The sequence below is a fragment of the Pseudomonas sp. 32_A genome (assembly GCF_017490905.1).
GTDB classification, from domain to species: domain Bacteria; phylum Pseudomonadota; class Gammaproteobacteria; order Pseudomonadales; family Pseudomonadaceae; genus Aquipseudomonas; species Aquipseudomonas inefficax.
Genome location: NZ_JAFGYI010000059.1, coordinates 1 through 25,487 on the forward strand (window position 1 = coordinate 1; position 25,487 = coordinate 25,487).

Consider the following 25,487-nt stretch of genomic DNA (forward strand, 5'->3'; position numbering starts at 1 on the left):
GGGCATGGGTATTGGGTCTTATGGGGGCCTGAGGGTGGATAGTGTGTAGGAGCGGCCTTGTGTCGCGAAAGGGGCGCGAAGCGGCCCAAGATTCATGCCTTGGCAAATATCGCTGGGGCTGCTGCGCAGCCCGATCGCGACACAAGGCCGCTCCGACACCGGGCGATCCGCACTTGCTCATACGTACCCCGGCTTGGGCGTACGCGCCAGGCAATACACATCCACCCGTCGCGCACCGGCCTGGCGCAGCACTTCGGCAACCGCCTGTGCGGTAGCACCGGTGGTCAACACGTCATCGACAATGGCGACGTGCTTGCCCGTCAGCTTGCCCGTGACCGCAAACGCCTGGCGCAAATTGCGTCGCCTGGCCTTCGCGTCCAGTTGTTGCTGCGCAGGTGTCTCCCGTGTGCGCAGCAGCAACCGCTCGTCGCAATGTACCCCCAGGTGCGACGACAGCCAGCGCCCGAGCATCGCCGCCTGGTTGAACCCACGCTCGCGTAGTCGACGTTTAGCCAAGGGTACAGGCAACAACAGATCGGGGCGGGGTAGCCCCTCTGCAAAGCGGTAAAGCAGCCCATGTCCGAGCAATTCGGCCATCAGGCGCCCCAAAGGCCATTGGCGGTTGTGCTTGAAACGGCTGATCAGCGTGTCCACCGGAAAGCCGAAATGCCACAGTGCAAGCACCTGCTCGAAGGCCGGTGCGTGGCGGCGACACGGGGCGCAAACCAGGCCGGCCATCGGCAATGGCAGGGCGCAGCGCAGACACTGATCGCCCAGCCAGGGCAGTTCCTGCTCGCAGGCGACGCACAGCGGGTAGGCCTGCTCGGCGGGTTCATCGCACAGCAAGCACGATTGATTAATAAGTGAGCACTTGTAAACCAGTGTTTTCCAGTGTGGTTGACAGTTCATAGGCCTTCCATGACTATGCGAGCTATCCGTGATGCGCTGGAGGGCTTTCCTGTCCCGGCGCCTGCTTGAGCCTAAACAAGGAAACGCCAATGAGCGCCAGCACAACTGCAACAACACGTCACGACTGGTCCCTGGCCGAGGTCAAGGCGCTGTTCCAGCAACCGTTCAATGACCTGTTGTTCCAGGCGCAGACCGTGCATCGCGCGCATTTCGACCCGAACCGCGTACAGGTTTCGACCCTGCTGTCGATCAAGACCGGCGCCTGCCCGGAAGATTGCAAATATTGTCCACAGTCCGGCCACTACAACACCGGGCTGGAAAAACAGAAGCTGATGGAAGTGCAGAAGGTGCTGGAAGAAGCAGCCCGCGCCAAAGCCATTGGTTCTACCCGCTTCTGCATGGGGGCGGCGTGGAAGCATCCATCGGCCAAAGACATGCCCTACGTGCTGGAGATGGTCAAAGGCGTGAAGGCCATGGGCCTGGAGACCTGCATGACCCTCGGCAAGCTCGACCAGGAGCAGACCAAGGCCCTGGCCCAGGCCGGCCTGGACTACTACAACCACAACCTCGATACCTCGCCGGAGTTCTACGGCAGCATCATCACCACCCGCACCTACAGCGAGCGCCTGCAGACCTTGGCCTATGTGCGCGATGCCGGGATGAAGATCTGCTCCGGCGGCATCCTGGGCATGGGTGAGTCGCTGGACGACCGCGCCGGCCTGCTTATCCAGCTGGCCAACCTGCCCGAGCACCCGGAATCGGTACCGATCAACATGCTGGTCAAGGTGGCCGGCACGCCGCTGGCCGAGGAAGAGGACGTCGACCCGTTCGACTTCATCCGCATGCTGGCCGTGGCCCGTATCCTCATGCCCAAGTCGCACGTGCGCCTGTCCGCTGGCCGCGAGCAGATGAACGAACAGATGCAGGCCCTGGCCTTCATGGCTGGCGCCAACTCGATCTTCTACGGCGAAAAACTGCTGACCACCGCCAATCCGCAGGCCGACAAGGACATGCAACTGTTCGCACGCCTGGGCATCAAGCCCGAAGCGCGTGAAGAACACGCCGACGAAGTGCACCAGGCGGCCATCGAGCAGGCGCTGGTCGAACAGCGCAGCAGCGAGATGTTCTACAACGCCGCGACGGCCTGAGATGGCCTTCGACCTGGCGGCGCGCCTGGCCGAACGGCGCGCCGCAGACCTGTATCGGCAGCGGCCGCTGCTGCAGAGCCCGCAGGGGCCGGAAGTGGTTGTCGATGGCCAGCGCTTGCTGGCTTTCTGCAGCAATGACTATCTGGGCCTGGCCAACCATCCTGAGGTGATTGCCGCCTGGCAGGCCGGCGCCGAGCGCTGGGGTGTCGGCGGCGGTGCCTCGCACCTGGTGATCGGCCACAGTACGCCGCACCACCAGGTGGAAGAGGCCTTGGCCGAGCTCACCGGGCGCCCGCGTGCGCTGCTGTTCTCCACCGGCTACATGGCCAACCTGGGCGCCATCACCGCGCTGGTGGGGCAGGGTGACACAGTGCTGCAAGACCGTTTGAATCATGCCTCCCTGCTGGATGGCGGGCTGCTCAGCGGCGCCCGTTTCAACCGCTACCTGCACAACGACCCGGCCAGCCTGGCCAGCCGCCTGGACAAGGCCGTCGGCAATACCCTTGTGGTGACCGACGGCGTGTTCAGCATGGACGGCGACCTGGCCGACCTGCCGGCGCTGGCCGATGTCGCCCGCGCGCGCGGTGCCTGGCTGATGGTTGACGATGCCCATGGCCTGGGCACCCTCGGCACCCAGGGCGGCGGTATCGTCGAACACTTCGGCCTGGGCGTTGAAGATGTGCCGGTGTTGATCGGTACGCTGGGCAAGGCCTGTGGTACCGCTGGTGCCTTTGTGGCCGGCAGCGAAGAGTTGATCGAGGCGCTGGTGCAGTTCGCCCGCCCGTACATCTACACCACCAGCCAGCCACCAGCGCTGGCCTGCGCCACCCTCAAGAGTCTGGAATTGTTGCGCCGCGAGACCTGGCGCCGCGAGCATCTGGCCGCGCTGATCCGCCAGTTCCGTGAAGGCGCGCAGCAGATCGGCCTGGAATTGATGGACAGCCCGACCCCGATCCAGCCCATCGTCATCGGCGACAGCACGCAGGCCCTGCGCCTGTCACGCATGCTGCGCGAGCGCGGCTTGCTGGTGACGGCCATCCGCCCGCCCACTGTGCCGGCGGGCAGCGCACGCCTGCGGGTGACTTTGAGCGCCGCGCACAGCAAGGCGCAGGTGCAGCTATTGTTGAATGCATTGGCCGAGTGTTATCCACAATTGGAGAGCGCCGATGCGTAATCGACTTGTTCTGTTGCCTGGCTGGGGCCTGGGCACTGCTTCCCTGGAGCCGCTGGCCGCCAGCCTGCGCGCCCAGGATGCTCGCTTGCAGGTAGAGCTGATGCCCCTTCCAGAACTGGCCCACAGCGACGTGGACGCCTGGCTTGACCACCTGGACCGCAAGTTGCCCAGCGATGTCTGGCTGGGCGGCTGGTCGCTCGGCGGCATGCTGGCCAGCGCGCTGGCGCACAAACGTGGCGACCACTGCTGCGGCCTGCTGACATTGGCCAGCAACCCCAGTTTCGTGGCCCGCCCGGACTGGCCGCATGGCATGGCCGAAGACACTTTCGGCACCTTCCTCGACGGCTGCCGCAGCCATACCCAGGTCACCCTGAAGCGCTTCCGTACCTTGTGCAGCGACGGTGCCCAGCAGCCGCGTACCCTGCTGCGCCAGCTGGGTGTCGGCGTGCCGGACACCGACCCGCTGTACCTGGCCACCGGCCTTGAGGTGCTGGCCAAGCTGGACACCCGCGAAGCACTGCAGGCCTACGGTGGCCCGCAGTTGCACCTGTTCGCCGGCAGCGATGCGCTGGTGCCGGCAGAGGCGGCAAAAGCGCTGAGCGAGCTGCTGCCCGATGTGGAAGTGGGCCTGGTCGAAGACAGTTCCCACGCGTTCCTGCTGGAGTACCCGCAGGAACTGGCGGCGGGCATCAAGAGTTTCCTGCATGAGAGTGGCGATGACTGACCTTTCCCGTCCGACCCTGCCCGGCGCGCTGCCCGACAAGCGCCAGGTAGCGGCCTCGTTCTCCCGCGCCGCCGCCAGCTACGACAGCGTGGCAGCCTTGCAGCGTGCGGTGGGTTCGAGCTTGCTGGAGCAGTTGCCAGAAGGCCTGCAGCCGTCACGCTGGCTGGATCTGGGCAGCGGCACCGGTCATTTCAGCCGGGCGCTGGCCGAGCGTTTCCCCCAGGCCAGCGGCGTGGCGGTGGATATCGCCGAGGGTATGTTGTGCCATGCCCGCAACGAACAGGGCGGGGCCCTCTATCACGTGGCCGGTGACGCCGAGCGTTTGCCGCTGCGTGATGCCAGCGTCGACCTGGTGTTCACCAGCCTGGCCGTGCAGTGGTGCGATCAGTTCGCCAGCGTGCTGGCAGAAGCGCTGCGAGTGCTGCGCCCGGGCGGCGTTTTGGCCTTCAGCAGCCTGTGTGTGGGCACCCTCGATGAACTGCGTACCAGTTGGCAGGCGGTGGATGGCCTGGTGCATGTGAACCGCTTCCGCCGTTTCGAGGACTATCAGCGCCTGTGCGCCGCCAGCGGCTTCGAACAGCTTGGGCTGCAGCGCTGCCCGCACGTGCTGCACTACCCGGATGTACGCAGCCTGACCCATGAGCTCAAGGCCCTCGGCGCCCACAACCTGAACCCCGGCCGACCTTCCGGGCTTACCGGCCGGGCGCGCATGCAGGGCCTGCTGCAGGCTTATGAGGCATTTCGCCAGCCCGAGGGGCTGCCAGCCACCTACCAGGTGGTCTATGGTTTGTTGCGCAAGCCACAGGCGTAAGGGAGGCGAGATGAACCAGGCCTATTTCATTGCCGGTACCGATACCGATGTTGGCAAGACCACCATCGCTGCCGGGCTGTTGCATGCGGCACGGTTGCAGGGCATGAGTACGCTGGGGGCCAAGCCGGTGGCCTCCGGTTGCACGATGACATCGAAAGGCTTGCGCAACAGCGACGCTCAGGCGTTGATCGATGAGAGCACGATCAAGCTGCCCTACGAGCAGGTCAACCCGTTTGCCTTCGAACCGGCTATCGCACCCCATGTGGCAGCGCGCGAGGCGGGGGTAACGCTTGCCGTGTCGGAGCTGTTGGCGGCGATGCGCAATGTGCTGCAACAGAATGCCGACTTTACCCTGATCGAAGGGGCTGGTGGCTGGCGCGTGCCGTTGTCGGGGCAAGACAACTTGTCCGATCTGGCCATTGCCCTCAAGCTGCCGGTGATCCTGGTGGTGGGAGTGCGGCTGGGGTGCATCAGCCACGCCTTGCTCAGCGCCGAGGCGATTGCCCGTGACGGCCTGCAATTGGCGGGGTGGGTGGCGAACATCATAGAGCCGCGTACTTCGCGGCTGGAAGAGAACCTGGCCAGCCTGGCCGAGCGCTTGCCGGCGCCATGCCTGGGGCGGGTGCCGAAACTGAAGCAGGCCAGTGCCGACATGGTGGCTGAGCATTTGCAGCTGGATCTGCTGGATTAGCCGTTTCCAGGCCCGGCCCTTTCGCGGGTAAACCCGCTCCCACAGGATCTCCACAGTTTTTGAGACTTGTGCAGTACCTGTGGGAGCGGGTTTACCCGCGAAGAGGCCAGTGCAGGAATACCCAAGGCCTATCAACTGGCACCGGGCCATTAGGGATTTAAACGGGCCTTTTCGCCCCTGGCCTGCTTTAATTGGGCCTGTTCGTCATCCAGCGTCAATGGAGTCCTGACATGGAAATCACCGGTAGCTCCGCCTATTACGCGGGCCTGAGCGCAATCCAGACCGGCCAGAACCGCGTCGATCAGGCTGCCAGCCAGATCGCCAGCACCACCGCCGAACGTAGCGCCACCAGCCAGTCCAGCGATTATCAGGCCGAACGCCTGCGCGCGGTCGACCGCAGCCAGCAGATGGACCTGGCCACCAGCACCGTGCAGCTGGCCGTGGGCAAACTTGAGGTCGAGCTTGGCGCAAAGGTCGCCAAGGCATCCGACGAAATGCTCGGCCGGTTCATCGATACCTACGCCTGATCTTTGGCGTCTTCCCCAATACCAGCGCCCTCAACCTGTGGGAGCGGGTTTACCCGCGAATGCGTCAGCCCGGACAACTTTGTTTTCCGGGCCGGCCTCTTCGCGGGTAAACCCGCTCCCACAGGTATCACGCCATGCTTTGGCGGCTTTGCCATTTTTCGTGGCGTAAATGACACCATAGTCCATCCTTGACATAAGGCGGAGCTAAACGTAAGTTTCAAACAACTGTTTGATCGACGGCCGCCAAGCGCGTGTCACCCCACAGAACTCACCTAGAGGTTCATCGCAATGCCTGATTACAAAGCCCCCTTGCGTGATATCCGCTTCGTTCGCGACGAGCTGCTCGGTTATGAGGCGCACTATCAGAGCCTGCCGGGTTGCCAGGACGCCACGCCCGACATGGTCGACGCGATCCTCGAAGAAGGCGCGAAGTTCTGTGAGCAGGTGCTGTCGCCGCTGAACCGTGTGGGTGATCAGGAAGGCTGCACCTGGAGCGAATCGGGCGTGAAAACCCCGACCGGCTTCAAAGAGGCCTACCAGCAGTTCGTCGAAGGCGGCTGGCCCAGCCTGGCGCATGACGTCGAGCACGGCGGCCAAGGCCTTCCGGAGTCGCTGGGCCTGGCACTGAGCGAGATGGTCGGCGGTTCGAACTGGTCCTGGGGCATGTACCCGGGCCTGTCGCACGGCGCGATGAACACCATCTCCGCGCACGGTACTGCCGAGCAGCAGCACACCTACCTGACCAAGCTGGTATCCGGCGAGTGGACCGGCACCATGTGCCTGACCGAGCCGCACTGCGGTACCGACCTGGGCATGCTGCGCACCAAGGCCGAGCCACAGGCCGACGGCAGCTACAAGGTGTCGGGCACCAAGATCTTCATTTCGGCCGGTGAGCACGACATGGCCGACAACATCGTCCATATCGTCCTGGCCCGCCTGCCGGACGCACCGGCTGGCACCAAGGGCATCTCGCTGTTCATCGTGCCGAAGTTCCTGCCCAACGCCGAAGGCGGTGTAGGCGAGCGCAACGGCGTGAGCTGCGGCTCGATCGAACACAAGATGGGTATCCACGGCAACGCCACCTGCGTGATGAACTTCGACGGCGCTACCGGCTACCTGATCGGCCCAGCCAACAAAGGCCTGAACTGCATGTTCACCTTCATGAACACCGCTCGCCTGGGTACCGCGCTGCAAGGCCTGGCCCACGCCGAGGTGGCGTTCCAGGGTGGCCTGAAGTACGCCCGTGAGCGCCTGCAGATGCGTTCGCTGACTGGCCCGAAGGCACCGGACAAGGCTGCTGACCCGATCATCGTCCACCCGGACGTGCGTCGCATGCTGCTGACCATGAAGGCCTTCGCCGAAGGCAACCGCGCGATGGTGTACTTCACTGCCAAGCAGGTGGACATCGTCAAGTACAGCCAGGATGAAGAAGAACGCAAGAAGGCCGATGCCCTGCTGGCGTTCCTGACCCCGATCGCCAAGGCGTTCATGACCGAAGTCGGCTTCGAAGCCGCCAATCATGGCGTGCAGATCTACGGCGGCCACGGCTTCATCGCCGAGTGGGGCATGGAGCAGAACGTACGCGACAGCCGTATTTCCATGCTGTACGAAGGCACCACTGGTATTCAGGCCCTGGACCTGCTCGGTCGCAAGGTGCTGATGACCCAGGGCGAAGCGCTGAAGGGCTTCACCAAGATCGTGCACAAGTTCTGCCAGGCGCAGGAAGGCAACGAAGCGGTCAAGGAGTTCGTCGAACCGCTGGCGGCGCTGAACAAGGAATGGGGCGAGCTGACCATGAAAGTGGGTATGGCCGCCATGAAGGACCGCGAGGAAGTGGGTGCGGCCTCGGTCGATTACCTGATGTATTCCGGCTACGCCTGCCTGGCCTACTTCTGGGCCGACATCGCCCGCCTGGCGGCCGAAAAACTGGCTGCCGGCACCAGCGAAGAAGCGTTCTACACCGCCAAGCTGCAGACCGCGCGCTTCTACTTCCAGCGCATCCTGCCGCGTACCCGTACTCATGTGGCGACCATGCTCTCGGGTGCCAACAACCTGATGGCGATGGACGAAGAACACTTCGGCCTGTCGTACTGATCCTGCCGCTGTAAAGCAAACCCGCCTGCCTTCACCGGCAGGCGGGTTTTTGCATTTTGGGGCTGCACGCGATCCCTGTGTTTTACACGATCCTTGTGGGAGCGGGTTTACCCGCGAAGAATGCGACGCGGTATATGGCACCGGCTTTGCCGGTGTTCGCGGGTAAACCCGCTCCCACAATGATCGAGTGCACGCCGGAATTTGCTGTTCATTCCATCCGCATATTCAACTGTTCATGTGCACTGCCGATGAAGTAAGGGCACAATGCCATTATTGATCTGCCGGGTCGGAGATTACCCTTGTTTCGTCTTAACGCTGTTCGCGCGAGCCACTTCCTGCCGTCGCTGATTCTTTTGCTGGCAGGCCTCGCCGCGGCCTATGTGAGAGACCTCAGTGTCTTTTTCACATCGCTGTTCAATGTCCTGCCCACCTTGGTCCTGCTGCTGGGCGGTGCCTACTGTGCGGTGTACCGTCGCCAGCGCGAGCTGTTCTTGATGCTCACGGTGTACATCGCCTACTACCTGCTCGACACCCAGACTGACTTCTACCGTGACCATGGCCGCGTGCGCGAGGACGCGGCGGTGATATTCCACCTCGTGTGCCTGCTGCTGCCCGCCCTGTTCGGGCTGTATGGTGCCTGGCAGGAGCGTACCCACCTGCTGCAGGACCTGCTCGCCCGTGGCGCGGTGCTGTTCGCCGTGGGCAGCGTGGCAGTGGCCCTGGAGCAAAGCTACCCGGAAGCACTGCTGACCTGGTTGGCGGAAATCCGCTGGCCAACCTTGCATGGCCAGTGGATGAGTCTTATCCAGATGGTCTACCCGCTGTTCCTCGGCGTGTTCATCCTGCTGGTGGTGCAATACCTGCGTGCGCCACGGCCGCTGCATGCTGCGCAGGTGATGGGCCTGCTGGGTATCTTCTGGATGCTGCCGCAAACCTTCATCTTGCCGTTTACCCTGAATATCATGTGCAGCCAGGTAATGCTGATGATCGCCGCAGCGGTGGCGCACGAGGCCTACCAGATGGCCTTCCGCGACGAACTGACCGGGCTGCCGGGGCGCCGTGCGCTGAACGAGCGCATGCAGCGCCTGGGGCGCAACTATGTGATCGCCATGACCGATGTCGACCACTTCAAGAAATTCAACGACACCCACGGCCACGATGTCGGCGACCAGGTGCTGCGCCTGGTTGCCAGCCGCCTGTCCAAGGTCACCGGGGGTGGCCGCGCCTACCGCTATGGCGGCGAGGAGTTCGCCCTGGTGTTTGCCGGCAAGACCGCCGAGGAATGCGTGCCGCATGTGGAAGCCGTGCGCGAAGTGATCGCCAACTACGTGATGCACCTGCGCGACCAGCACAACCGCCCGCAGGACGATACCGCCGGGCGCCAGCGACGGGCGGGCAGCAGTGGCGGCTCGGTGTCGGTCACCATCAGCATCGGCGTGGCCGAGCGCCAGGCCGATCATCGCAACCCCGAGGCAGTGTTGAAATCTGCCGACCAGGCGCTGTACAGCGCCAAGGGCGCGGGGCGCAATTGTGTCATGGTGCATGGGCAACAATCGCAGCGAGGGGCAGTGCGCACGGCGTGACCGAAATAGACTATGCGGTCTAGTGATGACCCTATGTCTCGTAAAAGTTGTTCGGTTACACTGCCTGCAACCCAGTGTCGCGGTTCCCCGAGACCGCCCCGACCCGACTAGCGAGAGGTTGTCATGGCTGAATATAAAGCGCCCCTGCGCGACATGCGCTTCGTACTGAATGAAGTCTTCAACGTGACCGAGCAATGGGCGCAACTGCCCGGGCTGGCCGATGTTGTCGACACCGACACGGCCATGGCGGTGCTGGAAGAAGCCGGCAAGGTCACTGCCCGGTCCATCGCGCCGCTCAGCCGCGCTGCCGATGAAGAGGGCTGCCACTGGGACAACGGCGCGGTGCGCACGCCGGCCGGTTTCATCGAGGCCTACAACACCTACGCCGAAGGCGGGTGGGTGGGTGTGGGCGGCGACCCGCTGTTCGGCGGCATGGGCATGCCCAAGGTCATCTCGGCCCAGGTCGAGGAAATGGTCAATGCCTCCAGCCTGTCCTTTGGCCTGTACCCGATGCTGACTGCCGGCGCCTGCCTGTCGATCAATGCCCACGCCAGTGAAGCGCTGAAGGAAAAGTACCTGCCGAACATGTACGCCGGCGTGTGGGCCGGTTCCATGTGCCTGACCGAGCCGCACGCCGGTACCGACCTGGGCATCATCCGCACCAAGGCCGAGCCCCAGGCCGACGGCAGCTACAAGGTCAGCGGCACCAAGATCTTCATCACTGGTGGCGAGCACGACCTGACGGAGAACATCATCCACCTGGTGCTGGCCAAGCTGCCGGACGCACCGGCAGGGCCGAAAGGCATTTCGCTGTTCCTGGTGCCGAAGTTCCTGGTAAATGAAGACGGCAGCCTGGGCGCCCGCAACGCGGCCACCTGTGGCTCGATCGAGCACAAGATGGGCATCCAGGCTTCGGCCACCTGTGTGATGAACTTCGACGAGGCGGTCGGTTACATCGTCGGTGAACCGAACAAAGGCCTGGCGGCCATGTTCACCATGATGAACTACGAGCGCCTGGGCGTTGGTATCCAGGGCCTGGCCTCGGCCGAGCGCTCCTACCAGAATGCCGTGGAGTACGCCCGCGACCGCCTGCAGAGCCGCGCCCCGACCGGGCCACAAGCCAAGGACAAGGCCGCTGACCCGATCATCGTTCACCCTGATGTTCGCCGCATGCTGCTGACCATGAAGTCGCTGATCGAGGGTGGCCGTGCCTTCTCCAGCTACGTGGCTCTGCAGCTGGACAGTGCCAAGTACAGCGAAGACGCCGCCGTGCGCAAGCGCAGCGAAGAGCTGGTGGCACTGCTGACACCGGTGGCCAAGGCCTTCCTCACCGACCTGGGCCTGGAGTGCACGGTGCACGGCCAGCAGGTGTTCGGCGGGCATGGCTACATTCGCGAATGGGGGCAGGAGCAACTGGTGCGCGATGTGCGTATTACGCAGATTTATGAAGGCACCAACGGTATCCAGGCCCTCGACCTGATGGGGCGCAAGGTGGTGGCCAGTGGTGGGGCGTACTACCGGCTGTTCTCCGACGAGATTCGCCAGTTCATTGCCAGCGCGGGCAGCGAGCTGGATGAATTTGCCAAGCCGTTGGGTACTTATCTCGATCAGCTCGACGGGCTGACCGAGTGGGTGCTGGAGCAGGCCAAGGGCAACCCGAACGAAATTGGCGCGGCTTCGGTCGAGTACCTGCATGCCTTTGGTTATGTCGCCTATGCCTACATGTGGGCGTTGATGGCGCAGGCGGCCAGGGCGGGTGAAGGGGACGAGGCGTTCTACTCGGGCAAGCTGGGCACGGCGCGGTTCTTCTTTGCGCGGTTGCTGCCGAGGGTGGATTCGCTGGTGGCTTCGGTGAAGGCGGGGAGTGAGTCGCTGTACTTGCTGGATGCCGAGCAGTTCTGAGGGGTTTTTGGGGGCTGCTTTGCAGCCCATCGCGACACAAGGCCGCTCCTACAGGTACAGCGCAGGCCCTTAGGGTGTTGCGGTCCCTGTGTAGGAGCGGCCTTGTGTCGCGATGGGCCGCAAAGCGGCTCCAATTCCAGGCAAATCTGGGAATGAATCCCCCTTTGTAAGCTTTTTCCTACACAACGTGGTGACTTTTCGCCACTGTTCTCAGATTGGATCCAGGGCTAATCTTTACCACATGGACGTTGCGCAGGAAGCGCAAAGGACAGATCAAGGACGACGACGAAGGACCACCTGCCAGGATGGCGGGGCGATACGGATGTCACAGGGAAACAGTCTGGAAAACCCCGCTTCGGCGGGGTTTTCTTTGTGCGCGTGTTTTCAACCCAGCACATCCAGCGGTGATGCGCCCGACAGGCGTGCGTCTGTCTCTTCCTCCAGCAGCGTGCGCAGCAGCTCCACAGAAGCCTGCTGGCGCTGGGCGTCGCGGAATACCAAACCAACCTTCAGCGGTACTCGCGGCTCGCTCAACGGCTTCCACAGCAGCCCTTGGTCATCCTCGGCGGCCTCCTTGGCCCGCCCTGGCAGGATGGTGGCCAGCGCGGTATGGGCAAGGCTGTCGAGAATCCCCGCCATGTTGTTCATCTCTGCCTGTACCTGCGGCCGACGCCCCTGGCTGGCCAGTTGCGCCTGCCAGATCTGGCGGATCTGGAATTCCTCGCCCAGCATCAGCATGGGCAGCTCGGCGGCCTGGCGGATGGACACCTTCTTGAAGTCCTTCAGCGGGTGGGTAGCGGGGATGACCAGTTGCAGCTCATCTTCGTACAGCAGCAGACCATGCAGCCCTGGCTGGCGTGGCGGCAGGTAGCTGATGCCGATGTCCAGGCTGCCATTGAGCAGGCGCCGTTCTATCTCCAGCCCCGACAATTCGTAGATCTGCACCACAAGGTGCGGCTGTGCCCTGCGCAGGCGCTCGAGCAACTGCGGTACCAGGCTCGGCCGCACGGTCTGCAGCACGCCGATGGCCAAGGTACGCAACGACTGGCCCTTGAAATTGCGCATGGCCTCATGGGCGCGCTGCAGGCCGTCGAGCAGCGGCAGGGCGTGGTTGTACAGGGTATGGGCGGCCAGCGTTGGCAGCAGGCGCTTGTTGCTGCGTTCGAACAGGCTCAGGTCGAGACTGTGCTCCAGCTGGCGGATCTGCTGGGAAAGCGCTGGCTGGGACAGCGACAGGCGCTCGGCGGCGCGGCCCACGTGACCTTCTTCATACACCGCGACGAAATAACGCAGTTGGCGGAAATCCATAAGTGCTACTTATCGAAAATGCTGGAAAAACGAAATGGTCGAAAACCCTCGTGAGGCCTAGTCTATCGCCGTATTCCAACGGGTTACAGCGATGAAACGGTCGATTGTTACCCCGGATGAAAAACACTTTTGATAGGAAAGGCAAAATATCGAGTGCCGGTACCCAGACCGCACCGTGGCCGGCCCTGTCGTGATTGGTTGGAGCCCTGATGAACCTGTTCAACCTGCGCCGCCCGGCCCCTGCTGCCGTCGCCGAGCCCAAGCGTGCGCCGGTGATCCTGCCGGAAGCGCCGCAGCTTTCGCGCGAGCGCCTGATGCCCAGCACCGAACGCGCAGCACAGGTGTTCGTGCGTGGCCAGGGCTCCTGGTTGTGGGACAACGAAGGGCATGCCTACCTGGACTTCACCCAAGGCGGCGCGGTCAACAGCCTGGGCCACAGCCCCAGCGTGCTGGTGAAGGCGCTGGGCAACCAGGCCCAGGCACTGATCAACCCAGGTTCGGGTTTCCACAGTCGTGGCCTGCTGGGGCTGGCCAATCGCTTGTGCCAGAGCACCGGCAGCGACCAGGCGTACCTGCTCAACAGTGGTGCCGAAGCCTGCGAAGGTGCGATCAAACTGGCCCGCAAATGGGGCCAACTGCACCGCAACGGCGCCTATCACATCATCACCGCCACTCAGGCCTGCCATGGCCGCAGCCTGGGCGCGTTGTCGGCGTCCGACCCGCTGCCGTGCAACCGCTGCGAGCCAGGCCTGCCGGGCTTCAGCAAGGTGCCGTTCAACGACCTGGGGGCGCTGCACGCCGAGGTGGACTCGCGCACCGTGGCGATCATGCTTGAGCCGATCCAGGGCGAGGCGGGTGTCATTCCGGCCACGCAGGAGTACCTCAAGGGTGTGGAAACGCTGTGCCGCGAGCTGGGCATCCTGCTGATCCTTGATGAGGTGCAGACCGGCATCGGCCGCTGTGGCGCGCTGCTGGCCGAAGAAACCTATGGCGTGCGCGCCGACATCATCACCCTGGGCAAGGGGCTGGGCGGGGGCGTGCCGCTGGCGGCGTTGCTGGCTCGGGGTACGGCGTGCTGCGCAGAGCCTGGCGAACTGGAAGGCAGCCACCATGGCAACGCGCTGATGTGCGCCGCTGGCCTGGCCGTGCTGGATACCGTGCTGGAGCCTGGCTTCTTCGCCCAGGTGCAGGACAACGGCCGCCACCTGCGTGACGGCCTGAGCCGACTGGCCGGGCGTTATGGCCAGGGCGAAGTGCGCGGGCAAGGCCTGCTGTGGGCCCTGCAGATGCAGGAAAACCTGGCTCGCGAACTGGTGGCGGCTGCCTTGCACGAAGGCCTGTTGCTCAACGCACCGCAGGCGGATGTGGTGCGTTTTTCGCCGGCGCTGACGGTGAGCAAGGGCAACATCGACGAAATGCTGCTGCGCCTGGCCCGTGCCTTTGCCCGCCTGCACGCCCAGCAGCAGGCCCGCCGCGAAATGCCAGCCTAGCGGCCTGGTGACATCGAGAATTCTACGAACCGTCTGGCGTTCCTGCGCATCGCCCCTGGCCTGTTTCATTCGGCCCGGGGCGTTTTTTTTTGCCTGTTGAACCTCTGTGGCGGGCGGCTAGTCTCTGATGTAACCCCTTCAGGAGAGACTCGCATGGACTTTATACGCATCATTATCGCCATCATCCTGCCACCGCTGGGCGTGTTCCTGCAGGTGGGGTTTGGTGGGGCGTTCTGGCTGAATATTTTGCTGACCCTGCTGGGGTACATTCCGGGGATCGTGCATGCGGTGTATATCATCGCCAAGCGCTGAGATTTTTGGGGCTGCTTTGCAGCCCATCGCGACACAAGGCCGCTCCTACAGGTACAGCGCCACATTCGGGCTTGTGCGATCCCTGTAGGAGCGGCCTTGTGTCGCGATGGGCCGCAAAGCGGCCCCAGAATCTCAGCCCCCCAACACCCGGCAATAGAACTTCCACTCTTCTTCCAAGGCATGCGCCAGGTTCTCCGCCTTGCGGAAGCCATGCCGCTCCCCCGCATAGAAGTGCCCTTCGGCCTTTATCCCGTTAGCCTGCAGCGCCGCCAGCATCGACCGCGTCTGCTCCGGCACCACCACCGCATCCAGTTCGCCCTGGAAGAAAATCACCGGCACCTTGATCTGCCCCGCATGCAGTAGCGGCGTACGCTGGCGATAGCGCTCGGCATCCTGCAGCGGGTCGCCGATCAGCCAGTCCAAATAGTCCCCTTCGAACTTGTGGGTGGCCCGGCCCAGGGCAACCGGGTCACTGACCCCGTACAGGCTGGCGCCGGCGCGGAACACATCATGGAACGCCAGGGCGCACAGTGTGGTGTAGCCGCCCGCGCTACCGCCGCGGATGAACGCCTTGCGGCTGTCGACCAGCCCACGTCCGGCCAGGTATTCCACCGCCGCGCAAGCATCGGCCACATCGCTTTCGCCCCAGCGCAGATGCAAGGCCTGACGGTATTCACGGCCATAGCCGGTGCTGCCCCGGTAGTTCAGGTCGGCGACGGCGAAACCGCGTTGGGTCCAGTACTGGATGCGCGGATCGAGTACGGGATAACAGGCCGAGGTTGGCCCGCCATGGATGAACACCACCAGCGGCGAGGCACCTTGCGAGCGGGCTGCCGGGTAGAAGAAGCCGTGGGCGCGGTGACCGTCACTGCCGTAGTGGATCGACTGCGGCAGGCTGATATGGCTTGCCGGCAGCACTTCGGCGCCACCAGCCAGCACACTGACTTCGTGGTTGCTGCGGGCGATGGCGATGACTGTCGGCGGGCTGATCGGCGAGGCGGCAATGGTATACAGGTGTTCTGCATCCATCGCCAGGCTGCGAAAACGCGTGTAGGCGCTGGCGAAACGCTCCACGCGGCCATCGGCAGTGCGCAGCCCCAGTTGCCCGAAGCCATCTTCGAACCAGCTGGCCAGATAACTTTGCTGCCCCAGCGCCAACCAGGTACTGGCGCCCAGTTGCCAGGGGGCTGCAGCGTGGTCCGCGGGCTCGGCAGGCAAGGCCTGCCAGCAGCCATCGACCTCGCCCCAGGGTTGCCAGAAGCCATCGCGGTCGGACAGGCAATAGAGTCGGCCTTCGCTATCGAAGCGCGGCTGCTGTAGCGACTCGTCAGCACTGGCAATACATTGCACCGGGCCCCAGTGGCCACTTGCATCACGTGCGCGGCACATCAGCCTGGTGATGGTCCAGGGTTGTGCCGGGCGATCCCATTCGACCCACGCCAGGCGCTGGCCATCGGCACTCACCGTAGGCGAAGCATAGAAGTCGGCACCCTCGGCAAGCACTTCGCGGGCATGTTCACCCAGGGCGACCAGACGATGCTCGACCCGTTCGCCATGCTGCTCCTCGACTGCCAGCACCCGGCCGTCGTGCCACTGCACATCGCCGTAGCGGCAGCTGGCATCTTCGGTCAGGGCACGCGGTACCGCGCCTTCCAGGGCCTGGGTATAGACCTGCTGGTCTTTTTCGTTGACGAATACCAACCCGTCACCACCCAGGCAAAAACTGCCACCGCCATATTCGTAGACCCGGCTACGCACACTGAAACCATCGGGTGTCAGGCAGCGGGCCTGCTGATGCTGCCAGTGCCAGATGCGACAGGCGCCATCGGCCGGGCGGAACTCATTCCAGAACAGCCCCGCGTCGCTGACCTTGAGTTCGGCGAAGTCGGTGCCTGCGGCAACAGCCTGGGCCGCACTGAACTCAGCCGCGGACGATGACACGGGAGTTTCGTTCATTGCGGAAGGTCATCTGTTCAATGGTGAGCTGGGCGCTTTCCGCCTCTTCGCGGGCCTTGAGGATGATGCCGTGGTCGGCCGACTTGGCGCACACCGGGTCGGCGTTGCTGGCATCGCCGGTGAGCATGAAGGCCTGGCAGCGGCAGCCGCCGAAGTCCTTTTCCTTCTCGTCGCAGGAGCGGCAGGGTTCGGGCATCCACTCATAGCCACGGAAGCGGTTGAAGCCGAACGAGTCGTACCAGATGTGGTGCAGGTCGTGGTCGCGCACGTTGGGGAACTGCACCGGCAACTGGCGCGCGCCGTGGCAGGGCAGGGCGGTGCCGTCCGGGGTGATGGTGAGGAACAGGCTGCCCCAGCCATTCATGCAGGCCTTGGGGCGCTCCTCATAGTAGTCCGGGGTGACGAAGATCAGCTTGCACGGGTTGCCCTCGGCCTTGAGCTTGTCCCGATACTCGTTGGTGATGCGTTCGGCCCGTTCCAGCTGCGCGCGGGTCGGCAGCAGGCCCAGCCGGTTGAGGTGGGCCCAGCCGTAGAACTGGCAGGTGGCGAGCTCGACGAAGTCGGCCTCAAGGGCGATACACAGCTCGATGATGCGGTCGATCTTGTCGATGTTGTGCCGGTGGGTGACGAAGTTGAGCACCATCGGGTAGCCATGGGCCTTCACCGCACGGGCCATTTCCAGCTTTTGCGCAAAGGCCTTCTTCGAGCCGGCCAGCAGGTTGTTCACCTGCTCGTCGCTGGCCTGGAAGCTGATCTGGATATGGTCCAGGCCGGCTTTCTTGAAGTCGGCGATGCGCGCTTCGGTCAGGCCGATGCCCGAGGTGATCAGGTTGGTGTAGTAGCCCAGCCGGCGGGCCTCGCCGATCAGTTCGGCGAGGTCCTGGCGTACCAGCGGTTCTCCGCCGGAAAAGCCGATTTGCGCGGCACCCATTTCCCGGGCTTCGGCCATTACCTTGAACCACTGCGCGGTGCTCAGCTCCTGGCCCTGGGCTGCGAAGTCCAGCGGGTTGGAGCAGTACGGGCACTGCAGCGGGCAACGGTAGGTCAGCTCGGCCAGCAGCCAAAGCGGCAGGCCGACTGCTGGCGTGGGCGGTAACTCAGGCGAGGACGATCCAGTGTTCGGCACGGGCCACCTCCATGAACTGCTCGATGTCATCGGCCACTTCCGGGACACCGGGGAACTGTTGTTCGAGTTCGCTGATGATCGCGGCAACGTCGCGTTGGCCGTCGATCAGGCCACCGATCAGGGCCGCGCTGTCGTTGAGCTTGATCATGCCCTCTGGGTACAGCAGCACATGGCCCTTTTGCGCCGGTTCGTACTGGAAGCGATAACCGGGGCGCCAGTTCGGCACTTGATTACGGTTGAAACTCATAGGGTGATCCCTTTGTGCCACACCCGTTCCTGGGTGACGGAGTGATAGGGCGGGCGGTTCAGCTCGTAGGCCATGCTCATCGCGTCGAGCATGCTCCACAGGATATCCAGCTTGAACTGCAGTATCTCCAGCATACGCTCCTGGCCCGCGCGGGTGGTGTAGTGCTGCAGGGTAATCGCCAGGCCGTGCTCCACGTCACGTCGGGCCTGGCCCAGGCGGGTGCGGAAGTATTCATAGCCCGCGGGGTCGATCCACGGGTAATGCTGCGGCCAGCTGTCCAGGCGCGACTGGTGGATCTGCGGGGCGAACAGCTCGGTCAGCGAACTGCTGGCTGCTTCCTGCCAGCTGGCCCGGCGGGCGAAGTTGACGTAGGCGTCCACTGCGAAGCGCACGCCGGGCAGTACCAGTTCCTGTGAGCGCAGCTGGTCCGGGTCCAGCCCCACGGCCTGGCCCAGGCGCAGCCAGGCTTCGATACCACCGTCCTCGCCGGGTGCGCCATCGTGGTCGAGCAGGCGCTGGATCCACTCGCGGCGCACTTCGCGGTCGGGGCAGTTGGCCAGGATCGCGGCATCCTTCATCGGGATGTTGACCTGGTAGTAGAAGCGGTTGGCCACCCAGCCCTGGATCTGTTCGCGGGTGGCGCGGCCTTGGTACATCGCCACGTGGTACGGGTGATGAATGTGATAGTAGGCGCCCTTGGCGCGCAGGGCCTGCTCGAATTCGGCAGGGGACATTGGCAGTGCGTCGCTCATTCGGCTGGCTCCTGTACGACAAACTTGTTAGCTGGCACGCACCCTGTGGGAGCGGGTTTACCCGCGAACACCGGCGAAGCCGGTGCCATACACTGTGTGGGAGTCTTCGCGGGTGAACCCGCTCCCACAGGGCCTGTGTTGCTTTGTGCGATCTGGCTGTTACAACTCGATACTCATGCCATCAAAGGCCACTTCCACACCCCGGCGCAGCACTTCGGCACGCTCGGGCGAGTCTTCGTCGAGAATCGGGTTGGTGTTGTTGATGTGGATAAGTACCTTGCGCTGGCGCGGGAAGCCATCCAGCACCTCCAGCATGCCGCCGGGGCCGTTCTGCGCCAGGTGGCCCATCTCGCGGCCGGTACGGGTACCCACGCCACGGCGCTGCATTTCATCATCTTCCCACAGGGTGCCGTCGACCAGCAGGCAGTCGGCGCCGTCCATCATCGTCAGCAGCTTGTCGTCCACCTGGCCCAGGCCCGGAGCGTAGAACAGCTTGCCGCCGGTGCGGGTGTCCTCGACCAGCAGGCCGAGGTTGTCGCCCGGGTGCGGGTCGAAGCGGTGCGGCGAATAGGGCGGGGCGGCGCTACGCAGGGGGAACGGGGTGAAGCGCAGGTTGGGGCAGGCGTCGATGACGAAGCTGCCTTCCAGCTCGATGCGGTTCCACTGCAGGCCGCCGTGCCAGTGGCTGAGCATGTTGAACAGCGGGAAGCCGGTGGTCAGGTCCTGATGGACCATGTCGGTGCACCATACCTGATGCGGGCAGCCTTCGCGCAGGCTGAGCAGGCCGGTGGTGTGGTCGATCTGGCTGTCCAGCAGAATGATGGCGTTGATGCCGGTGTCGCGCAGGGCGCGGGCCGGCTGCATCGGGGCAAAGGCTTGAAGCTGCGCGCGAATGTCGGGCGAGGCATTGCACAGCACCCAGTGCACGCCATCGTCGGACAGGGCGATGGACGACTGGGTGCGCGGCGTGGCCCGCAGTGTGCCGTCACGCAAGCCCTTGCAATTGACGCAGTTGCAGTTCCACTGTGGGAACCCGCCGCCGGCGGCGGAACCGAGAACCTGGATGTACATGGCCACTCTCTCTGCAGAAACCGTAGCGAAAAAACGAAAACGCCCCGGCAGGCCGAGGCGTTGAACCGTAAGCCGGGCTTAGCGGTTGGCGAAGTACATGGTGACTTCGAAGCCGATGCGCAGATCAGTGTATGCAGGTTTGGTCCACATGGAATTACTCCTTCCGGATGAGGGGGTGGGTTTGTCAGCTACTACTTGGGTACCGCCATTGGCTGGAGGTTCCCCTGGCTGGGATTGCGCTATCTTACAAGAAAAATTTGTACCGAAAGGTTAATTATTCGAAAACTCCCTTGCGGTTTTCGTAACAATCATGGGGTCGAGCCCAGCCAGGAAGCATCTGGTGCGGCAGCGTTGGCAAGGCATAGCCAAGGGGAACCTGTATCGAGCAGATGGCTCAGCAGGTGGTCCAGATCCGTCTGCCGCGTTTTCAGGATAGACCTGCGCAATGCATCCAGCCTGCCGGGTTGTGTGGCCAGGTATGTCTGCCACGCCCATTCGGCGACTTCGGCGTTGCCCATCGCCGCTTCATCGAATTGCCCGGCCAGGGCCTGACGAGCGGCAGGGGCCAGGGTAACGCCCCGGCGCAGCAAGGTGAGCAGGTGGTCGAGGATCTGTACCTGGCTGGCATGAGGCGACTGGACCCCGAACAGCAGGCCGCCGACCCCCTCCACCTGACGAAAGGTACTGAACACCGCATAGCCGAGTTGCAGTTCTACCCGCAGCCGTTGATAAACCGGCCCTTGCAGCAATTGGGCGAGCAGACGGCCAGGGGCTTCCATGGCCGCCGGCAGTGGGCAGAACAGCAGCACGGCATGCTCGCTGCCGGGTACTTCGGCATGTTGCCAACGGCGGTTGGCCCAGGCGGGTAGAGGGCCAGGCGCCGAGCCTTGGCCAGGGCAGTGCTGCAGCACGGTGCCCAATGCGCTCAGGGCAGCATCGTCGAAGCCGGTAGCCAGGCCGTGCCAGCGTGTTTGCTGCCACAGGTTGTCGAGATGCGTTTGTGTCAGGTTGCAGGCCGGAACAGGTGCAGGCCTGGCGCCCAGCACAGCGTCGGGCAACTGCTTGAGCAGTGCCCGGATGGGGATCAGTGCCGGAGGCTGCGTCGAACAGGGTAGCCAGCTGCCTGCCGGGGGCTCGAGCATCGGTGCCAAGGCCTGTTCCACAGTGCGCAGCACCGCTGCCGGTAGCCCGGCGCAGCGCAGTTGCCAGTATTCGCCAGCGGCACTGAACTGCAACTGCACCGATACCCGCTCGCAGCGCTCCTGCAGGGGCTGCAGGGCACGTTCGAGCTGCGCATGCAGGCGCTGGCGCAAGGGTGAAGGAACATGCCAGCGCAGGTACAGCGCCGCATACTGACGAGCGCCAGGCAGTTGGTCGCTGACTTTCAGTGCCGCTGGCAGCGGTTGCGGCCTGGCAGCAGGCAAGTCGGCCAGGAGCAAGGGGTCGACCGCGGGCAGTTGCCAGTGCCCATGCTCGCGGCCCGGCAGGCCTCCCAGCAGGGCACGAAGGGCCTGCAAGCCTTGTGTGTCCAAACCGCTGAACGGCTGGCCGGCGCTGTCCCGGCGGGCCAGCTCAAGCGCATTGGCACTGCGCTCGCGGCTTTGCTGCAGCAGTTCGAATTCGGCATTCAATTGCCTGGGGTCGGACTGGCGGATGAAGCCGAACCAGCCCTGCAACAGGGCAGCGGCTTCCTCGACACAGGCGTCCTCGCTGAGCCTCAGGTCAATGTGCCACAGCAACTGCCCGGCGAAGGCATACAGTGCCTCGGCCTTGAAGCCTTGCAGCCAGCCACGCTGGCGAAGCGCATCCAGCCAGGTACCCGGGCGGCTATCGCCGAGGCAGGCGATCAGCAACTCAAGGGCCTGCTCGGCACCTGCCGGCAGGTTTTCGTGGCTGAACAGCAGGTGCGTGTCGGTCGCCGATAAAGGCGGTGGCAGAGCTTGTGGCACCCGTTCACCCGTTGCGAACAGTTTGGCATGCTGCCGGCCCAGCGATTCCAGTTCATCCAGCGGTTGCGGGCCGCACAGGCTCAAGGTGATCTGGCCGCCTTGGTAGAAGCGCTGGTGAAAGCCACCGAGCGCTTGCTGGAAGGCAGGATCCTGCAAGGCCAGGGTGTGCCGGTTACCGGCATGAAAAGCGCCCAGTGGATGGCCTGGTGCTGCGGATTGCAGCAAGGCGAACTGCTGCTGGGCCTGAGGGTTACGCGACCAGGCAATGAATTCGGCATGGATTACTTCACGTTCGCGGCGTTGGCGCTCGATGCCCAGGTCTGGCTCGGCCAACATCTGGCACAGGCGCTCCAGCCCCCCGGCCAGGGCGCCGGGCGGGACCTCGAAGAAAAAGTCGGTGGTGCGTTCGCGGGTGCTGGCATTGACCTGGCCGCCGAGGGCCTGCACGTAACGCATCAGGCCGTCGTCCAGAGGGAAGCGCGAGGTGCCGAGGAAGAACAGGTGCTCCAGGAAGTGGGCCAGGCCGGGCCATCTGCTCGGCGCATCGTGGCTGCCCGCATGTACCCGCAGTGCGGCGGCCGAGCGCTTCAGGCGCGGGGCGTGGCGCAGGGTTAGCTGCAGGCCGTTGGCGAGGGTGAGGTGGCGGGTGGCGTCAGGCATGGGAGCTCCGGTAACTGCTGTCCATGCTAACCCATTTGTTTGCAGGCTCGGCCTCTTCGCGGGCACGCCCGCTCCCACAGGCACTGCACAGCTTTCAGACCTGTAATTTAACCTGTGGGAGCGGGTTTACCCGCGAATGGGCCGCACAGCGGCCCCTGTCAGCCTTTACGCAGGTGCAGTTCCTGGCGCAGATCGCTCAGGTAAGGAAACGCCCCGCGCCCCTGCACCACCCGCTCATGCTCCAGCTCCGCCAGCAACTGGCACTCGTCCCGCCCGGCCATGGCCAGCAGGCTGCCATCCGGGCCGATGATGCTGCTCTGCCCGCAATACTGGATCTCGCCTTCCGAGCCGCAATAGTTGGCATACACCAGGTAGCACTGGTTCTCCTGCGCCCGGGCCCTCACGGTCACCTGGCAGATGAAGTCGTACGGCGACATGTTCGCCGTCGGCACCAGGATCAGCTCGGCACCGTCCAGCGCCAGGCGCCGGGCGTTTTCCGGGAACTCGATGTCGTAGCAGATCAGCAGGCCGACCTTCCAGCCATCGAGCTCCACCACCGGGAAATGGTCGGAGCCCGCGCTGAACATCGAGCGGTCCAGCTCGCCGAACAGGTGGGTCTTGCGATAGTTGCTCAGGCAGCGGCCGTGCGCATCGATCAACTGCACACTGTTGTAGATCGCGCCATCATCACCACGCTCCGGGTAGCCGTAGACGATGGCGATGCGGTGTGCCTGGGCGATCTCCACCACCTCCATGGCCGCAGGGCCATCGACGGCCTCCGCCAGCCGCTCGGCCTGGGCCAGGCCGATGTTGTAGCCGGTCAGGAACATCTCCGGGCACACCAGCAACCGGGCGCCGCGTTCGGCCGCCAGTTGCGCCTGATGACGCAACCGTTGCAGGTTGCCGGGCACGTCCAGTGGCTTGGGTGCGCCCTGGAACAGAGCAATGCGCATGCTGCCTCCTTGTCTCAGTCCGGCAGAGCGATCGGGCCGATCTCGTCGAACACGTCGCCTGGGCCGGGGTTGTCCGGGTGAGTGCGGCCACCGAAGTGGTTCATGATACCCCACACCGCATTCAGCGATGTCTGTACCGCGCCTTCCACCCAGGCCGGCGTCCACGACACGTCGTCACCGGCGATGAACATGCCGCGCTGCTCGGCAGGCATGTCCTGCTGCATGAAGTGCGCGTACATGCGCTGGTTGTAGCGGTAGTGACCCGGCAGGGCGCCCTTGAAGGCGCCGAGGAAGTGCGGGTCGGCTTCCCAGGAAACGGTGATCGGGTCGCCGATGATGTGCCCGGCGATGTCGGTCTTCGGGTAGATCTTCTTCAGTGCGTCCAGGGCCAGTTGCACGCGTTTTTCCACCGGGTGCGGCAGCATCTTCAGCGCGTCGCTCATCCACGAGTACGACAGGCAGATCACTCCCGGCTTGTCGTTGCCGTTGTCGAATAGGTAGGTGCCGCGGGTGAGGCGATCGGTGAGGGTCATGCTCATCAGGTCGCGGCCGGTTTCCGGATCCTTGTCCTTCCAGAACGGCCGGTCGACCATGACGAAGGTCTTTGACGACTGCATGTAGCGGGTGCGGTCCAGAGCCATCCACATCTTTTGCGAGAACAGTGATTCCTCGCAGTCGATCTGGGTGGTCAGCAGCCAGGTTTGGCAGGTGGCGAGCACGGCACTGTAGTGACGAGTGTCGCCCCAGTTGTCGGTGACCGCCAGGCGGCCATCGGCGGCGCGGGCGATGCGCTTGACCCCGGTACGCGGCGCGCCGCCATGCAGAGCGCTCAGGCTGGTGCCTTCCGGCCAATGCACGCAGCGCTCCGGTACATGGCGCCAGATGCCTTGCGGTACCTGCTCGACACCGCCGACTACCAGATGCTGGTGGTCGTCGCAGTTGGTCATCACCACGCGGAAGATTTCCAGCATCGAGTTGGGGAAGTCCGAGTCCCAGCCGCCGGTGCCGAAACCGACCTGGCCGAACACTTCGCGGTGCTGGAAGCTCAACTTGGCGAACGAGCGCGAGGTGGCGACGAAATCGTAGAAGGTGCGGTCGTCCCAAAGCGGTACCAGTTTGTTCCACAGCTCTTTCAGGCGCGGTACGTCACGGTCGCGGATGGCCTGCTGGATGTCGGCGAACTGGGCACCGCTTTCCAGCGCGTCGGCCCAGGCGTCGGCCACTTCGTGGAACAGCTTGGGCAGGTCGGTGGGTTTTTCGGCGTAGTAGGTCTGGCCTTCCAGGTCAATCACCGTGCTGCCCGAAGCCGGAGTCAGCGGGTTGGGGAACGGTTTGGTCTCCAGGCCCAGCTTGTCCACGTAGTGGTAGAAGGCGGTGGACGACACCGGGAAGCGCATGCCACCCAGTTCGGCGATGACCCCGTCGGTGCCGTTGAAGGTTTGCGAGCGCAGCCGGCCACCCAGTTTGGAGGCTTCGTACACCACCGGTTTGAGGCCCAGCTTCATCAGTTCGTAGGCCGCTACCAGGCCGGCGATACCGGCGCCCACGATTGCCACTTCCGCACCATGGTGCTCGGCCGGGATGCTGCCCAGGCCTGCGGGGTGCTCCAACCAGTCGTCGAAGGCGAAGGGGAAGTCCGGGCCGAAGATGGTGATGGGCTTTTTGCCGTCGGCGGGGTGGCGGTTTTTCTTGTTCATGAAGTGACCTTGCCAGAGAGGCTGCGCAGCGGGCGGAGCCTGAGTATAGGAGATGCCTGGGGGCCATTTTAGGGAGTGGGATGTTCGTTATTAAGATGCAGAGTGTTGTCTGAATGTCGCTTGTTTCGTCTAAATAAATGATTTTTCATCTTTTATGACGAATGTAGAGATCTCCAGGGGCAGCACCGGTCTCTGTGGGAGCGGGTTTACCCGCGAATGCTGCAGTGAATCTACCGACGCGTTCGCGGGTAAACCCGCTCCCACAGGGGGCTGTGTTGCGGATTCCACGACACTTGGACACTCAGCCCACGATCATTTGGACACTCGTTCCACGCTCACTTGGACACCTAATCCACGTCCACTTGGACAGGCAGTCGGAGCGCAGCGACGCAGGTTTGCATTG

At 63.9% G+C, this 25,487-nt stretch carries 22 protein-coding genes; 11 read left to right on the forward strand and 11 right to left on the reverse strand.

Translation table 11 applies throughout. The annotated features are described in order from the left end of the window. Window positions 1-177: 177 nt before the first annotated feature. Window positions 178-909, reverse strand: a complete 732-nt coding sequence (locus J5M58_RS24185) for a ComF family protein (protein WP_207879879.1) — start codon at window positions 907-909, stop codon at window positions 178-180. Window positions 910-998: 89 nt separating this feature from the next. On the opposite strand from J5M58_RS24185, the gene bioB reads away from it, so the two are divergent. The 9 genes from bioB (at window position 999) to J5M58_RS24230 (ending at window position 11,563) form a co-directional block, all read left to right on the forward strand. Next, on the forward strand, window positions 999-2,057 hold the full coding sequence (gene bioB, locus J5M58_RS24190) for a biotin synthase BioB (RefSeq protein WP_013970556.1): 1,059 nt from the start codon (window positions 999-1,001) through the stop codon (window positions 2,055-2,057). Window position 2,058: 1 nt separating this feature from the next. After that, window positions 2,059-3,231 carry an 8-amino-7-oxononanoate synthase gene (gene bioF, locus J5M58_RS24195; RefSeq protein WP_207879883.1) on the forward strand — a complete coding sequence of 391 codons (1,173 nt, stop codon included), beginning with the start codon at window positions 2,059-2,061 and terminating at the stop codon, window positions 3,229-3,231. Then, entirely contained in the window at window positions 3,224-3,955 is a 732-nt protein-coding gene (locus J5M58_RS24200) for an alpha/beta fold hydrolase (protein ID WP_207879885.1), read from the forward strand. Before bioF ends, J5M58_RS24200 begins: the two co-directional genes overlap by 8 nt. Then, the gene (gene bioC, locus J5M58_RS24205; RefSeq protein ID WP_207879887.1) at window positions 3,948-4,766 is read left to right on the forward strand and encodes a malonyl-ACP O-methyltransferase BioC; all 819 of its coding nucleotides are present in this window, start codon (window positions 3,948-3,950) and stop codon (window positions 4,764-4,766) included. Before J5M58_RS24200 ends, bioC begins: the two co-directional genes overlap by 8 nt. Before the next feature lie 10 nt (window positions 4,767-4,776). Next, window positions 4,777-5,457, forward strand: a complete 681-nt coding sequence (bioD, locus tag J5M58_RS24210; RefSeq protein ID WP_133970033.1) for a dethiobiotin synthase — start codon at window positions 4,777-4,779, stop codon at window positions 5,455-5,457. 230 nt (window positions 5,458-5,687) lie between these two features. Further along, window positions 5,688-5,984, forward strand: coding sequence for a pyrroloquinoline quinone biosynthesis protein PqqE (locus tag J5M58_RS24215; RefSeq protein ID WP_112251493.1), 297 nt, complete (start codon window positions 5,688-5,690; stop codon window positions 5,982-5,984). A gap of 288 nt (window positions 5,985-6,272) precedes the next feature. Then, window positions 6,273-8,078: a phenylacyl-CoA dehydrogenase gene (locus J5M58_RS24220; RefSeq protein WP_025337435.1), complete on the forward strand. Its 1,806-nt coding sequence runs from the start codon at window positions 6,273-6,275 to the stop codon at window positions 8,076-8,078. A 299-nt stretch (window positions 8,079-8,377) separates the two neighbouring features. Beyond that, entirely contained in the window at window positions 8,378-9,661 is a 1,284-nt protein-coding gene (locus tag J5M58_RS24225; protein WP_112251495.1) for a diguanylate cyclase, read from the forward strand. Window positions 9,662-9,784: 123 nt separating this feature from the next. Next, window positions 9,785-11,563 (forward strand): acyl-CoA dehydrogenase C-terminal domain-containing protein, encoded by a 1,779-nt coding sequence (locus tag J5M58_RS24230; protein WP_207879889.1) that lies wholly within the window; start codon window positions 9,785-9,787, stop codon window positions 11,561-11,563. A gap of 384 nt (window positions 11,564-11,947) precedes the next feature. Here J5M58_RS24230 and J5M58_RS24235 read toward each other — a convergent pair whose 3' ends face one another. Next, window positions 11,948-12,871, reverse strand: coding sequence for a LysR family transcriptional regulator (locus J5M58_RS24235; protein WP_112251499.1), 924 nt, complete (start codon window positions 12,869-12,871; stop codon window positions 11,948-11,950). A 209-nt stretch (window positions 12,872-13,080) separates the two neighbouring features. Here J5M58_RS24235 and J5M58_RS24240 point away from each other — a divergent pair, with 209 nt between their 5' ends. After that, window positions 13,081-14,361, forward strand: a complete 1,281-nt coding sequence (locus tag J5M58_RS24240) for an aspartate aminotransferase family protein (protein WP_207879891.1) — start codon at window positions 13,081-13,083, stop codon at window positions 14,359-14,361. A gap of 153 nt (window positions 14,362-14,514) precedes the next feature. Further along, a complete protein-coding gene (locus tag J5M58_RS24245) occupies window positions 14,515-14,673 on the forward strand; it encodes a YqaE/Pmp3 family membrane protein (protein ID WP_009681539.1) in 159 nt (52 codons plus the stop codon). Window positions 14,674-14,805: 132 nt separating this feature from the next. Here the strand turns inward: J5M58_RS24245 and J5M58_RS24250 are convergent, their stop codons facing one another. The 9 genes from J5M58_RS24250 to J5M58_RS24290 form a co-directional block, all read right to left on the reverse strand. After that, entirely contained in the window at window positions 14,806-16,629 is a 1,824-nt protein-coding gene (locus tag J5M58_RS24250; protein ID WP_207879893.1) for a S9 family peptidase, read from the reverse strand. Further along, on the reverse strand, window positions 16,595-17,755 hold the full coding sequence (gene pqqE, locus J5M58_RS24255; protein WP_207879895.1) for a pyrroloquinoline quinone biosynthesis protein PqqE: 1,161 nt from the start codon (window positions 17,753-17,755) through the stop codon (window positions 16,595-16,597). Before pqqE ends, J5M58_RS24250 begins: the two co-directional genes overlap by 35 nt. Next, window positions 17,727-18,002: a pyrroloquinoline quinone biosynthesis peptide chaperone PqqD gene (pqqD, locus tag J5M58_RS24260; RefSeq protein WP_085626239.1), complete on the reverse strand. Its 276-nt coding sequence runs from the start codon at window positions 18,000-18,002 to the stop codon at window positions 17,727-17,729. Before pqqD ends, pqqE begins: the two co-directional genes overlap by 29 nt. Next, window positions 17,999-18,754 carry a pyrroloquinoline-quinone synthase PqqC gene (gene pqqC, locus J5M58_RS24265; protein WP_003255592.1) on the reverse strand — a complete coding sequence of 252 codons (756 nt, stop codon included), beginning with the start codon at window positions 18,752-18,754 and terminating at the stop codon, window positions 17,999-18,001. The genes pqqD and pqqC overlap by 4 nt, the downstream gene beginning before the upstream one ends. A 159-nt stretch (window positions 18,755-18,913) precedes the next feature. Then, window positions 18,914-19,825, reverse strand: coding sequence for a pyrroloquinoline quinone biosynthesis protein PqqB (pqqB, locus tag J5M58_RS24270; RefSeq protein WP_207879897.1), 912 nt, complete (start codon window positions 19,823-19,825; stop codon window positions 18,914-18,916). 78 nt (window positions 19,826-19,903) lie between these two features. Then, window positions 19,904-19,975 carry a pyrroloquinoline quinone precursor peptide PqqA gene (gene pqqA, locus J5M58_RS24275; RefSeq protein WP_003243383.1) on the reverse strand — a complete coding sequence of 24 codons (72 nt, stop codon included), beginning with the start codon at window positions 19,973-19,975 and terminating at the stop codon, window positions 19,904-19,906. Between the two features lie 158 nt (window positions 19,976-20,133). After that, window positions 20,134-22,434: a pyrroloquinoline quinone biosynthesis protein PqqF gene (gene pqqF, locus J5M58_RS24280; protein WP_207879899.1), complete on the reverse strand. Its 2,301-nt coding sequence runs from the start codon at window positions 22,432-22,434 to the stop codon at window positions 20,134-20,136. Between the two features lie 158 nt (window positions 22,435-22,592). Beyond that, window positions 22,593-23,387 (reverse strand): carbon-nitrogen hydrolase family protein, encoded by a 795-nt coding sequence (locus J5M58_RS24285; protein WP_207879901.1) that lies wholly within the window; start codon window positions 23,385-23,387, stop codon window positions 22,593-22,595. A gap of 14 nt (window positions 23,388-23,401) precedes the next feature. Beyond that, window positions 23,402-25,084: an NAD(P)/FAD-dependent oxidoreductase gene (locus tag J5M58_RS24290; RefSeq protein ID WP_112251513.1), complete on the reverse strand. Its 1,683-nt coding sequence runs from the start codon at window positions 25,082-25,084 to the stop codon at window positions 23,402-23,404. Between the last annotated feature and the right edge of the window lie 403 nt (window positions 25,085-25,487).